This is a genomic window from Cupriavidus sp. MEYA8 (assembly GCF_059278825.1).
In genome coordinates, this window is record NZ_CM181222.1 from 977,644 (window position 1) to 990,667 (window position 13,024).

The 13,024-nt window shown below is 67.9% G+C and carries 11 protein-coding genes and 1 pseudogene; 7 read left to right on the plus strand and 5 right to left on the minus strand.

Going from position 1 to position 13,024, the window contains the following annotated elements; translation table 11 throughout:
• The first annotated feature begins 119 nt into the window (after positions 1–119).
• Positions 120–1,049, plus strand: coding sequence for a LysR family transcriptional regulator (locus AC5WJ1_RS21570; RefSeq protein ID WP_133097080.1), 930 nt, complete (start codon positions 120–122; stop codon positions 1,047–1,049).
• Here AC5WJ1_RS21570 and AC5WJ1_RS21575 read toward each other — a convergent pair.
• On the minus strand, positions 1,046–1,225 hold the full coding sequence (locus tag AC5WJ1_RS21575) for a hypothetical protein (protein ID WP_240745755.1): 180 nt from the start codon (positions 1,223–1,225) through the stop codon (positions 1,046–1,048). The two genes, AC5WJ1_RS21570 and AC5WJ1_RS21575, sit on opposite strands and share 4 nt — an antisense overlap.
• Before the next feature lie 415 nt (positions 1,226–1,640).
• Between AC5WJ1_RS21575 and AC5WJ1_RS21580 the strand changes: the two are divergent.
• Positions 1,641–1,799, plus strand: a pseudogene (locus tag AC5WJ1_RS21580) (copper resistance protein CopQ); the annotation flags it as partial.
• Positions 1,800–1,846: 47 nt separating this feature from the next.
• Here the strand turns inward: AC5WJ1_RS21580 and AC5WJ1_RS21585 are convergent.
• Positions 1,847–3,217, minus strand: a complete 1,371-nt coding sequence (locus tag AC5WJ1_RS21585; RefSeq protein ID WP_135703420.1) for an FAD-containing oxidoreductase — start codon at positions 3,215–3,217, stop codon at positions 1,847–1,849.
• Between the two features lie 723 nt (positions 3,218–3,940).
• On the opposite strand from AC5WJ1_RS21585, the gene fur reads away from it, so the two are divergent.
• The gene (gene fur, locus AC5WJ1_RS21590; RefSeq protein WP_240745754.1) at positions 3,941–4,414 is read left to right on the plus strand and encodes a ferric iron uptake transcriptional regulator; all 474 of its coding nucleotides are present in this window, start codon (positions 3,941–3,943) and stop codon (positions 4,412–4,414) included.
• A gap of 53 nt (positions 4,415–4,467) precedes the next feature.
• Positions 4,468–4,755 carry a hypothetical protein gene (locus AC5WJ1_RS21595; RefSeq protein ID WP_133097082.1) on the plus strand — a complete coding sequence of 96 codons (288 nt, stop codon included), beginning with the start codon at positions 4,468–4,470 and terminating at the stop codon, positions 4,753–4,755.
• A 4-nt stretch (positions 4,756–4,759) separates the two neighbouring features.
• On the opposite strand, the gene AC5WJ1_RS21600 is transcribed toward AC5WJ1_RS21595, so the two are convergent.
• A complete protein-coding gene (locus AC5WJ1_RS21600) occupies positions 4,760–5,686 on the minus strand; it encodes a DMT family transporter (RefSeq protein ID WP_135703419.1) in 927 nt (308 codons plus the stop codon).
• Positions 5,687–6,219: 533 nt separating this feature from the next.
• On the opposite strand from AC5WJ1_RS21600, the gene AC5WJ1_RS21605 reads away from it, so the two are divergent.
• On the plus strand, positions 6,220–6,540 hold the full coding sequence (locus AC5WJ1_RS21605; protein WP_133097084.1) for a PadR family transcriptional regulator: 321 nt from the start codon (positions 6,220–6,222) through the stop codon (positions 6,538–6,540).
• Positions 6,541–6,619: 79 nt separating this feature from the next.
• Here the strand turns inward: AC5WJ1_RS21605 and AC5WJ1_RS21610 are convergent, their stop codons facing one another.
• Together AC5WJ1_RS21610 and AC5WJ1_RS21615 are read right to left on the minus strand one after the other, a co-directional pair.
• Positions 6,620–9,817, minus strand: coding sequence for a bifunctional diguanylate cyclase/phosphodiesterase (locus AC5WJ1_RS21610; RefSeq protein ID WP_195428059.1), 3,198 nt, complete (start codon positions 9,815–9,817; stop codon positions 6,620–6,622).
• A 353-nt stretch (positions 9,818–10,170) separates the two neighbouring features.
• Positions 10,171–10,557, minus strand: a complete 387-nt coding sequence (locus tag AC5WJ1_RS21615; protein ID WP_133097086.1) for a hypothetical protein — start codon at positions 10,555–10,557, stop codon at positions 10,171–10,173.
• 469 nt (positions 10,558–11,026) lie between these two features.
• Between AC5WJ1_RS21615 and AC5WJ1_RS21620 the strand changes: the two genes are divergently transcribed.
• Complete coding sequence (locus AC5WJ1_RS21620; protein WP_133097087.1) at positions 11,027–11,377, plus strand: four-helix bundle copper-binding protein; 351 nt, start codon at positions 11,027–11,029, stop codon at positions 11,375–11,377.
• A gap of 240 nt (positions 11,378–11,617) precedes the next feature.
• Positions 11,618–13,024 (plus strand): class II fumarate hydratase, encoded by a 1,407-nt coding sequence (gene fumC, locus AC5WJ1_RS21625; protein WP_135703417.1) that lies wholly within the window; start codon positions 11,618–11,620, stop codon positions 13,022–13,024.

A 13,024-nucleotide genomic window follows, 5' to 3' on the forward strand; every position in this document is an offset into this window, starting at 1 on the left:
TCCACGGTTCGTTCCCTTTTGAGCAACGGATTTTCCGCCGAGTGCCGCAAGTGCCGCGCAAGGGCCTCCGGCTTCAGGTATCGTCAGCGCGGTCAGAAAGCGAAGCGGAGCGTTTCGACATGCGAGAGATCAACCAGCAGCGGTTGCGATACTTCCGGGAAGTCGTGGCTCACGGCACCATCCGGGGGGCCGCGGAAAGCCTCAATACCTCGCCGTCCGTGATCACCCGGCAGATCAGGCTGCTCGAGGAAGAACTCGGCGCGACGCTGTTCGAGCGCGAGCCGCGTGGCCTCAAGCCGACTGCGGCGGCTGCGCACCTGCTCGAGTTCTGGCGTGGCTATCGCTCGCACCAGGAGAAGCTCGAAGACCAGTTGCATTCACTGAAGGGCTTGCAGCAAGGCGAGGTCCGGCTGGTGCTGAGCGAAGGCTATGTGGACCTCCTGGTCAACGAAGTCCTTGCGCAGTTCTGCGCCCGGTATCCGAAGCTCGATATCCACATGGACATCCTGGCGGTGGACGGCGTGCTGCAGGAAGTCGCCGAAAGCCGCGCACATATCGGGCTGGCGTACAATCCGCCGCCCCATCCGCGCGTCGAGTACCGCGCGAGTGCGGCGCAGCCGGTGGTCCTGCTGGTCCGCCCCGACCATCCGCTTGCCGTGCGCGGCGGCGCGGCCAGCCTCCAGGATCTGCAGGCCTACCCGCTCGCGATCATGCCGGCATCTTTCGGCGTGGGTCATGCACTGAGCATGGTGGAGTTTGCCGAGAACATCTCGATCCGGGCGACGCTGGTCAGCAATTCGCTGACGGCCCTGAAGCAGTTCGTCGGCTACAACAATTTCATGACGCTGATCGGTGAATTTGCCGCCTATCGCGAGATCGCGGCAGGCACGCTCGCCGTCGTGCCGATCGATCACCCGCTGTTCATGGGCACCCAGGCAAGGCTGATGGTGAAGGCCGGCCGGCCATTGCCGGCGGCTGCGCTCGAACTGCTAAGCCATATCACGCGGCACATGTCCATGTTTGCCAGGACCACGCCCGGCGCGGATTAGCCGGATCCCTCGTTCTCCAGCCGCAGCATCCGCAACTGGATCGCCGCCGCCAGCTCCATCAGTGGCCCGGCCAGCGCGGCCTCGGCGGCTTCCACGGCCCCGGCGCCTGGCTGCGTCGATACGCTCACGTTCAATACGTGGATGCCATAGCCGCGAAAGCGCATGGGCGTCACCATGGCAAGGACCTGAGGCTGCCAGGAGATCGTGCCGAGCGCTACACCAAGCCAAGCTGCTGCAAAGCAGCACCCGTGTCGATGAGCGAACACATTGGCATCCGGCGGCAAGCCAACCCCATTTTGAGTGTTGCCATGCCTGCCCGGAACGCTGCAAGCGGCCGTGGCCCACGGCCTGAATCCCACCATTACCAACCATCGGTTGTCATTGAATCGCTACTCATCGCTCTACTGTGTTGAGTAGCTGGCTCCTACATTGAACCCAACGGCGACGCACCAATCCAGCGAAGCCGCAAACGAGGTTCTTCCTACCAAGATTCAGGAGCTGATCATGATTTCCCATTTCGCCCGTATTCTTGTTGTTGCGTCGACGACCCTGACCGTTGCTGCCGCGCTGTCGGGCGGCTACGCCCACGCAGGAGAAGTCGTTGTGGCCGGCATGGACCGGACAGGTGTGTCCGCGTCGCCCGCTCGCAAGCCCGATCCGTTCACGGACGGTGCGCGCATCGGTGCTTACGACTTGTACACCGACGGCGCCCGCGCCGGCGAGTCGGACTCGTTCACCAAGGGACTCTGATGCCGCAGGCCTACGCCTCACCTTCGGCTGTCGCCATTTCCATCCACTCATGCCAGCTCCTGCAGCATTGTCGGCACCAGCTCGGATACCGTGGGATGGATGTGCATGGCGCGGCTGATGGTGGTATAGGGCGCCCCGGCATACATCACGTCGAGCAGGGAGTGAATCACCTCGTCGCCGTTCAGACCCAGGATTGCCGCGCCCAGGATCAAGCGGCTGTCGGCGTCGACCACCACCTTCATGAAACCCTGGCTTTCGCCCTTTTCCACGGCGCGCCCGACGCGGCTCATGGGGCGCCTGCCGACAAGAACGTTGCGCCCGGACTGGCGGGCCTCCGTTTCAGTCATGCCGGCGCGCCCGAGCGGGGGATCGGTGAACAAGGCATAGGCCGTGATGCGGTCCGCAACCGTGCGAGGATCGTTGTCGAGCAAGTTGGCGGCGACGATTTCGTGGTCGTGATACGACGTATGCGTGAAGGCCCCGCGGCCGTTGCAGTCACCCAGCGCCCAGATGCCGGGGACGCTGGTGCGCAACTGTTCATCCACCTTGATATAGCCCCGCTCGTCGGTTTCGACCCCTGCCTTGTCGAGTCCCAGGTCTGCCGTGTTGGGTACCCTCCCCACTGCCAGGAGCAGGTGCGAGCCATTGACGTCGCGCGAACCAGACGCGCAATCGAGCCCGACGGAGATGCCTGCTCCCGCCCGGCGGGCAGTCAGGCAGTTGGCATCGAGGCGGATTTCGACCCCCTCCCGCTCCAGGATCTCCCGCACCGCCTCCGACACGTCTTCGTCCTCGCGCTGGATCAGGCGCGGGCCTTTTTCCACCACGGTGACCCTGGCGCCAAAGCGTCGGTACATCTGGGCAAACTCCAGGCCTATGTAGCTGCCGCCAATGACGACCAGATGCTCGGGCAGGTAGTCAACGTTCATCATGCCCGCATTGGTCAGGTACGCCACTTCGTCGAGCCCGGGCATCGGCGGAACGAGGGCCCGGCCACCGACGTTGATAAAGATCCGCTCAGCTTCCAGCAGTTCGCCATTGACGCGCACGGTGTGCGCGCTTTCGAAGCGGGCGTGCCCCTGATAGACGGTGCCGTTGGCCAGGCCGCGCATCCACTGTTCCACGCCACTGGCGGAGCGCCCGGCGATTTCGTCCTTGCGCGCCTTCACCTGCCTCATGTCGATGGCAACCGGCCCACCGATCGTCACGCCATAGTCGCCCGCGCGCCGCGCAAGATGGGCCGCATACGCGCTCGCGATCAGGGTCTTGGTCGGGATGCAACCGGTGTTCACGCACGTGCCGCCAAAGTTCGCACGTTCGATGACTGCCACTTTCTTGCCTGCGCCGGACAGCCGCGCGGCCAGCGCGGGGCCAGCTTGTCCGGTGCCGATGATGATCGCGTCGAATACCTGAGCCATCACGCTTCTCCTTACCTTGTGCCGGGGCCGCTACACAAGCCAAGCGCAGCGGTGCGCTCCCGCTGTGGATCTGGGAGCGATGCTGGCTGCGCGCTCGTCAAAGCAAAGTCAACTTTAGGTGAATTGGGTCACGGCAGGCAGGCGAGGTGATGGCTCCGTCCAGCGTCATGTCATGGAAGAAGCCCCGCGCAGTTCAGTGTGACTGGGCCTCGATTCAATCAGAAATCAGATCGGCAAAAATTTCACTTGTAATGAGATCGATTCCCATTTACTATTCGATCACTGCCTGACGCACGGTGCTTCACCACCCAGGCAGCCCGGCCAGCACCGAGGCCGCCGCGGCAAGCGGCACCGCCCCGAACCCTGGCAGGACAGAATTTCCGGACGCCGCCACGTGCCATGCCACGCGGCATCCGATACCGACTTTTGTGGGGACCGCTCCGTCACGCGGAGCGTTTGGCAGTAGCCAGTCTTCGGAAGATCGGGAAAGCAACCAGACCCCGCTTTCCCGATCGCGTCTTCCGCAGGCAAGCCAGGCCGCCTTTTTATTCAGCGCGTCGTGCAGGCACGGCGTGCCGCCAGGGACGCCAGCGCTGCGCGCGGCCGGCCCTGGCGCTCCAGCCTGAATATCCCGCCAAGCCATCGACGCCGCCGTGCGCGGCGACGGGCACGGTGCCGCCCTGTCCGATGCGGGGCAACAGCAGCATTCCAATGTCATCCGCCATGTCATCCGAACAGTCCAGCCCGATCCACCTCAAGCGCGCGGGCCTGAAGGCTACGTCGCCGCGGATGCGGATCCTTGAAGTGTTCCGCACCAGCGCACGGCGCCATCTCAGTGCGGAGGATGTCTACCGCATCCTGCTGACCCAGGACGAGGATGCGGGACTGTCTACCGTGTACCGGGTGCTCAACCAGCTGGTGCAGGCCGACATCCTGCTGCGGCACACCTTCGAGTCCGACCACGCCGTGTTCGAACTCAACGAAGGCGGCCACCATGACCACCTGATCTGCGTTGCCTGCGGCCGCGTGGAGGAATTCCGCGACGAAAGCATCGAGCAACGCCAGCGCCAGGTGGCCGCCGACAACGCCTTTATTTTGCGCGAGCACATGCTGGTGCTGTACGGCGTCTGCCCCGAGTGCCGTGCCGGCGCGGCGGACGAAACGCATCTGTCCGCGGCGCTGCCCACGCAAGCCTGAACGCGCCCGAGGTCCGCGTAGACATAGCGATGCCGCGCCCTGACGGAGCCATCATGAAGCGCCTGACCAAGCCGCTATCCGAACTGGAACGCCTGCTCAGCGTGTACCTGAGGCAGGAACCCGGCTGCCATGACTGCCAACTGCGGGCGGTGTGCGTGCACCGGCCCGACCACACCGGCTGCAACTGGAGCGCCGAGGTCGATTTCCCCGAACGTACCGAGGCCGACGCCATCCGTCATTGGCGCCAGGCGCGCCGCGTCGTGATGATGGTGCGGGAGCAGTACAACGTCGCCGCGGGAACGACGGCGGGAGCGCCAGCGCGCCCAGGGGCGGCTTGCTGACAGGTCAGCGTTTCGCCGGCATCCCCACCGCCGCCGCCGCCGGCACGTCGGCCATCACCGGCCGCAGCACCAGCCACACCGCCAGGCCGATCAGCGCGCCGCCAGCGGCATGGGCCCACGATAGCGCCTCGCCCAGGAACAGTGCGCCCCAGACCATGCCGAACGGCGGAATCAGGAAGGTCACGGTCAGCGAGCGCACCGGGCCAAGGTCGGCAATCAGCCGGTAATAGAGGATGTAGGCCAGCGCCGTGCAGAGCACGCCAAGGCCCGCCATGGCCCACCACACTCCGGCGCCGGCCTCGGGCAGGGTGTTGTGGCGCCACAGCGCAGCGGCGCAAAACGGCAGCAGGAACAGCGTCGCGCCGACCATGCTGCCGGCGGCGACCAGGCGGCTGTCCAGGCCGCCGCGCTGGGTGATCCAGCGCCGCGCCAGGAAGCCGGACAGGCCGTAGCAGGCGGTCGCCACCAGGCAAGCCAGCGCGCCGAGCAGCAGCTCGGTCGAGAACGCGACCGGGCCGGTGCGCGTCAGCACCGCCACGCCGGCCACGCCCAGCATCACGCCCAGCGCCTTGGCGCGCGTCAGCCGTTCGGAAAAGGCCAGCGCGCCGATCACGACGCCCATCAGCGGCGTCATGGCATTGAACACCGCCGAATAGCCGGCGGGCAGCCACAGCGCCGCCACCGCGTACATGGCGAACGGAATGCCGGAGTTGATCACGCCCAGTGTGAGCACCGCCGGCCATTTGGCGCGCATGTCCCAGCGCAGTCCCAACAACGGCAGGCATACGGCGAGCGTGATGGCGGCAACGAGCACGCGCACGAAAGCGGCCGGCATCGGGCCGAGCACCGGCGCGCCAATGCGGATGAACAGAAAACTGGCGCCCCAAATGGCGGCCAAGGTGAGCAGGCGTGCGAGATCGGCGGGCTTCATGAGGAGGCGGCGGCGAGCTGCGTCGCCACGGCAAGATGAGGGTGTCGCGATTTGACGCTGGTGGTGGCACGGGCGCAAGCCGGATTCGGACATCTGCATCTTGTTGCATGCGATGAATGCGGCACATGTGAGTCGCTTTTTCGCTGCAGTTGAGGGATCTACCTCACATCAGGCTGCCTTTTTGGGCACAATGGCAGACAATTGCAGGGCGTTCCCTTCGAACCGCCTACACCCATACCCCTCCATGGGAGGGGTGTCGAATCAGACAGGTGACAAGCCGTATTCAATTAAATTAAACTCTGGTCTGCGCCAGAGTTAATTGACCCCTCCGACGCATTCCCGACAAGCCGCCAGGGCACCTGGCGGCTTCTTTTTTGCCTGCGCCGTCTAAAGTGAATTATCCGCCATACGCTGCACGGCAAACCCGGCTACCGGCAGCGTTTCCGCTGTTGGCGGCACAACGTCCGCAAACCCAAACATCCAGCATGCCGCCCGCGTCAACCGCCGGTACGGCTGCCGCGTTGCCAGATTTCATGAAACGACAGTTCCTGGGCCTGCTTGCCCGCGTCTACGTCCTGCAATTTGCCCTGGAAGTCCCCGCCACGGTAGCCATGCTCGCCGACATGCTGCTGGAGTACGGCTTCCAAGTCGACATCGGCACCGTGCGTCCCCTGCTGCGCGCCCTGCAGATGGAGGGCTATCTCGAAAGCGTGCTGCGCGACGGCATCGGCCGCGTCTACCTGCTGACCGAGCGCGGCCGCGAGGAACTGGCGGCCAGCCGCCAGCGCATCGACGAACTGTACCGCCGCCTGCACGCCGAGCTTCCCACCCCCGACACGCCGCGCGAAGCCTGACCGGTCCGCGCATTCACTAAGCCGCCCAACCGCACTGAGCGTACCCGTTTCTGCGAGGTCGCAGTCCGGCGTGTCCGGCCTATTGCCGCGGGGCGGCCTGGTCGGCCAGCGGCGTTTCCAGGCCTGTCTCCAGCAGCTGGCGCAAGGCGTGCGGCGCCACCGCCTGGCAGAACAGGAAGCCCTGCACGCCGTCGCAGCCCTGCGACCGCAGGAACTCGAACTGCGCCGCGGTTTCCACCCCTTCGGCAACCACCTTCAGGTGCAACTGGTGCCCGAGCGCGATGATCGCCGCAGCCACCGCCTGGTCGTGGCCGGGCGTGGCCACGTCGTCGACGAAGGACTTGTCGATTTTGAGCCGGTCGATCGGCAGCCGGGTCAGGTAGTTCAGGCCGGAATAGCCGGTGCCGAAATCGTCGATCGACAGCGCCACGCCAAGCGCGCGCAGCCGACGGAAGGTCTCGATGGTGGTCTCGCCGCCGTCGACGAGGATGCCTTCGGTGACCTCGATCACCAGTTGCCGCGGCGGCAGGCCGGCCTGCTCCAGGCAGCGCGCCACGGTGTCCGGGAAGCCGGCCTGGCGCAGCTGCAGCGGCGAGATATTGACCGCCACTTCGATGTCGCGGCCCAACGCCTCGCGCAGCGCCTGGATCTCGCGGCAGGCGGTGGCCAGCGTCCATTCGCCCAGCGGCGCGACCAGCCCGCTTTGCTCGGCGATGGGGATGAACTCGGACGGCTGCATCGGGCCGCGTTCGGGCGTTTCCCAGGCGATCAGCGCCTCGACGCCGGTAATCTCTTTCGTGGCGGTATCGACGATGGGCTGGTAGCGCAGCCGGAATTCATTGCCGGCCAGCGCGCGGCGCAGCAGCCCTTCGATGGTGAAGCGCGCCAGCGAGGCCTCCGCCATCGACGCGGCAAAGCGGCACAGCTGGGCGCGGCCACCCTGCTTGGCGGCATAGACGGCGGCGTCGGCGGACTTCATCAGCTCGGTCAGCGAATCGCCGTCTTCGGGGAAGATCGCCATGCCGATCGACAGGGTCACGCGCAGGCGCTGCCCGCCGGCCAGCAGTTCCTCATTGACCCGCGCCTGGATCTTGGCGGCGATCAGCTCGGCCTCGCTGTCGTCGCGCAGGCCGCCCAGCACCACGCCGAATTCGTCGCCGCCCATGCGCGCCACCAGGTCGCCCTGGCGCACCGCGCCCTTGAGGCGGTCGGCCATGGTGCGCAGCACGTCGTCGCCGACCGGGTGGCCGAGTGAATCATTGATGTGCTTGAAGTGGTCCAGGTCCAGCAGCAGCAGCGCCACGCGTTCGCCGTGGCGGCGCGCGTGCAGCAGCATGGGCTGTGCGCGCTCGTTGAGTTCGGCGCGGTTGGGCAGGCCGGTCAGCGGGTCGTGCAGCGCCAGGTGGCGGATGTATTCGTCGACACGGCGGCGTTCGGTCAGGTCGTAGGCGATGGCCTGGTAGCCTGCCGGCGGCCCGTCCGGCTGCGCGGCCAGCGCCGACACGGATACCTGCACCGGCAGGCGCGACCCGCCCTTGCGCACCCAGGTCCATTCGCCTTCGTCGGTCAGCCCGAGCCGCGCCTTGGCGACCAGCGCGGGCATGCCGGCCGGCACCGGTTCGCCCAGCTCCTGGCTGAGCGCGCGCGCGTGCGCCGCCAGTTCGTCGGCGAGATGCAGCCCGGTGACCGGCATGCGGCCGACCAGCTCGGCGGTGGTGTACCACAGCATGCGCGTGCCTGCGGCATTGACGCTGGTGATCACGCCGTCGTCGCCGAAGGTGATGACGCCGAAGCTGGCATGGTCGAGCAGCCCGGCGTAGCGCGCGGCCTGGTGCGCGGCGGCCTGGTGCGCGCGCTGCTGCGGCTCCAGGTCGGTGATTGCCCACAGCCAGTGGGCGCCGCTGTCGCTGCTGTCGCCGCCCTCGGCGCTGGGCAGGTGCGCGGCACTGGCGCGCAGCGGGAAACGGCTGCCGTCGCTACGCACGCCGGCCAGCTCTCGCTGCGCGGCGCCGCGGGCCAGGCCAGCGCCATCGGCACCCTCCACGACACCGGTGGCGCCCGGGGCGAGCGTATCGAGGCTACGCCCGACGAGATCGGGCGGCGCGATGCCGAACAGCATGCCGGCGCGCTCGCTGGCACGCACGACCACGCCGTTGGCGTCGGTGAGGACAAAGCCGTCGGCGGATTGCGCCATGCATGCCTGCAGCGTGGCATTGTCGTCTTCCCAGGGGGGGACAGCCTGCGCCTCGCGTTGCCGCGCGGTGCGGCGCTGCCGTGCCAGCGCATAGGCCATGCCGGCCAGCGCCAGCGTGGCGAGCGCGCCCGCGGCCAGCACGGCATACCCCTGGCGCGGGCCATATGCCGCCTCGAACGCGGGACGCGTGGCCGCACGCAGCCTCCACGCGGCGCCACCATAGTGGAACTGGCGCTCGCCGCGCAGCAATGGGGCATTGCCGTCATCGCGATCCGCGGTACCAACCGTATCCGACAGCTGCGGGCCGGGCATGGCAGGCGTGCCCTCGTGCAGCGACAGTTCCAGGTCCGCCAGTGCCGGCGCGCCGATCCCGCGCATCAGGTCGCCCAGCCGCAGCGACACATAGACATAGCCGACCACCGCCTCGCGCCGCTGCGCCAGCGTGCTGGCGGCCACGCCGCCACCGTAGACCGGCAGGAACAGCAGCGCGCCGCGCTGGCGCTCCTGCGCCTCGGCCTCGCGCACCAGGTCGAGCCCGCGCGTCAGCCGGGGCTCGCCGCTGTCGCGCGCCGCTTCCATCGCGGCACGACGGGACGGCTCGGACAGCAGGTCAAAGCCGGCGGCGCGGGCGTTGCGCCCGGCCAGCGGCTCCACGTAGAGGATGGGCGCGTAGAGCCTGCGCGGGCCGGCGGGATGGATCCGGTAATCGGTCAGGCCATCGGCGCGCGCGGCCGCGATCAGGGGTTGGACCTGGCGCGGCGCCGTCAGCGGTGCGTAGCCGATCGATTGTGTGCCGGGCGGCAGCTCATCGAGCTGGGCGGTATAGAGATAGTTGCGCCATTGCGCGCGCGAAGTTGCCGGATTGGCCGTCATCAGGCCCGCCACGCCGCGCAGCAGCCGCTCGTTCTCGAGCATGCGCTCGCGCAGTGCACTGCTGGCCTGGCTCAGCCGCGCATCGAAATGCTGCTGGGCCAGCCGCTGCTCGAATTGCTGTACCTGGCGCCACGCCCCCGCGGTCAGCAGCGCCCCGCCTGCCGCGACCAGCAGCGACAGCAAGGCAGGGGGAAGCGCAGTCAGTCTCATGGTCTTCGTGAACGGTCTGGCGCCAGCGACGCGCGCCTGCCACGGAACCCGTCAGGCTGGCCAGCGCCCGGCAAACGGCTGCGTGCCTTGCGATAACGCGGCACTATACCGCGACGGATGCACAAGGCACAGTCCCGTGCGCGTGACCCGAAGGGGTGTAAGGTGCTGGCCCGATGTGGCGCTCTACCACGGCGGGCCGGTGCAGGACCGCGGGCTGACGCGGCTCGCGGACGTGCTGCTGTACCGCGCCAAGGGTGCCGGGCGCGGGCGCTATGAAATCGGTCCGCCGGACCTGGCCGGCGAACTCAGCCACCAGCCGGGCCGTGGCAGGCCCGTGCCGGGCCGGCGGCCCGTCAATGCAGCGTGCCGCCAGGCTTGCCAGGCACGGTGTTGGCAGTTGCCGCACCGCTGCCTTCCGGCTCGAACGGGACATGGCGCCCGTCGCTGGACTGGTAGCCAAGCTGGGCGTCGGCGCCCAGCATCTTTTCCCAGGCGATCATGGCCTGCGCCACGGCTTCCGGCGCGCCCTTGAACACCACCACATCGTTGCCGCAGCCGGGGCATTCCCCGCCGAACACGGCGTCGATGCCGGGCAGGCCCGGCACGTTGAGGGTGTCGAACTGCTTGAACGCAGTCTTGCAGTGCCCGCAGACCAGCTGCGCCGGACGCAGGGCCTCAATCTTCGCGCGCGCCTGTGCCGCACGCTCTTCGGGGGTGCCCCGTTTCTTTGCCTCGCCCATGATGTCCTTCCTTCCCGTGCTGCCGGTGTGCTTGCCCCGGCGCGGCCACTGTGGCCACGCGGTGCGGTGTGTTGTTGGGTAGCCGACTGGCGGCCTGTCGCGTGCCCGGCCGGAGCCCGGCAATGCGTCATGTTGTCTGCGGCTTCCTGTTAGATGCGGTTGGGGGGACGGTGGTGCCCGACGACCACGCCGGGTGCCGGGCACGATACCCGCGCCCTATCCTCCGGAACGCCTGGCGCAGGCGGCATTGTAACCAGCGCGGCGCTGCAAGTACCGGGCCCGCAGGATCGACTTTCGCCTGCTATTGTGAATAACGATGCCCCGTGACGGCGCCTTTGGGGCGCCCGCATCACCGCGGGCATGCCATGGGACCGGCTTGCCGCCGCCAGGGCGGCGCGGTGCCCTGCGCCCGCCGGCCACGCGCCGGCATTCACGGTTCCATCCACCTACCCCCGAAGGAGGACGCTCGATGATCCGACCCACCGTGCAGGAAAACGCCGCCCGCTACGCCGACTGCATCGCCGCGTGCAACGCCTGTGCCGCCGCCGCGCTGAAATGCGCCGGGGCCTGCCTGGAAGAGCAGGACGTGCACAGGATGGCGCGCTGCATCGCGCTGGACATGGATGTTGCCGGCATCGCGCAGCTGGCCGCCTCCTACATGCTGCGCAACAGCGAGTTCGCGCCGCTGGTCTGCGAGGACTGCGCCGAAGTCTGCAAGTGGTGCAAGGAGGAATGCGAGCGCCATGACGCCGAGCACTGCCAGGAGTGCGCGCGGGCCTGTGCGGTTTGCATGGAGCAGTGCCTCAAGATGACGGCGTAGCCGCGCACCCGCCCGCTGCGTCGGCCGCATGCTGGTTACCCCGGCGGGCAGCATGGACTTGAACGCACGCAGCGCGCCTGCGGCGTAATCTGGCGGACTGCTCGCACGGGCGGTGCGCGGCCTGGCTCCAGACGGCCATGACTTGCCGGCGCCCGCGCTTCCCCACGTTCCTTGCCACGTTCCTTCCATCCGGCAATGCCGGCGCCCGCAGCGCCGCCTCCTGCCTTGAGGAGTCTGTCCATGTCCAGCCCTTCCGCCAGCGACACCCGCATCGAGAAAGACAGCCTGGGCGATGTCCCGGTGCCCGCCGACCACCTCTGGGGCGCGCAGACCGAACGCTCGCGCCAGAACTTCCGCATCGGCGACGAGAAGATGCCGCCGGCGCTGGTCGAGGCCTTTGCCGTCCTGAAGCTGTGCGCGGCCCGCGCCAACCGTGAGCTGGGCGTACTGCCGCCCGAGCTGGCACAGGCCATCGAGCAGGCGGCCACGGAAGTGATCGAAGGCCGCTGGCCGCAGGAGTTTCCGCTGTCGGTCTGGCAGACGGGATCGGGCACACAGACCAACATGAACCTCAACGAGGTCATCGCCAACCGCGCGATCCAGCTGCTCGGCGGAGAAGTCGGCAGCAAGAAGCCGGTGCACCCGAACGACCACGTCAATGCCAGCCAGTCGAGCAACGACAGCTTCCCGACCGCGATGCACATCGCCGCGACGCGCGCGATCCAGCAACAGCTGCTGCCGGCGCTGGAGCAGCTGCAGCAGACCTTTGCGCGCAAGGTGGAAGCCTTCGCCGATATCGTCAAGGTCGGCCGCACGCACCTGCAGGACGCTGTGCCGCTCACGCTGGGCCAGGAGTTCTCGGGCTACATGACGCAAGTCGCCGATGCGCAATCGCGGCTGCAGCAGGCCATGCTGCGCGCCATGCCGGTGGCGCAGGGCGGCACCGCGGTCGGCACCGGGCTGAACGCGCCGCACGGCTTTGCCGTGGCCTTTGCGCGCGCGCTGGCCGATTACACCGGCCTGCCGTTCGAGCCCGCGCCCAACCGCTACGCGCTGCAGGCCTCGCATGATGCGCTGGCCGACCTGTCGGGCGCGCTCAACACCACCGCCTCGTCATTCCTGAAGATCGCGCGCGATTTCATGCTGCTGGGCTCGGGGCCGCGCGCCGGCTTCGCCGAGCTGATCCTGCCGGCCAACGAGCCGGGCTCGTCGATCATGCCGGGCAAGGTCAATCCGACCCAGGCGGAGGCGCTGGCCATGGTGTGCTGCCGCGTGATCGGCAACCACACCACGGTGACGCTGGCCAACGGCCTGGGCACGCTGGAGCTGAATGCGTACAAGCCGGTGATCATCTACAGCCTGCTGCAGTCGGTCAGCCTGCTGGCGGGGGCGGCGTCGAGCTTTGCCGAGCATATGGTCGAGGGCGTCGAGGCCGACCGCGAGCGCATTGCCGAGCTGCTGGAACGCTCGCTGATGCCGGTCACGGCGCTCAACCCGCATATCGGCTACGACAAGGCCGCCGAGATCGCCAAGCTGGCGGTGCAGCGCAACCTGTCCCTGCGGGAAGCGGCGATCGCGTCCGGACATGTGACCGAGGAGCAGTTCCGCGAGTGGATCGACCTGGCCGGCATGACGCGCGAAGTATGA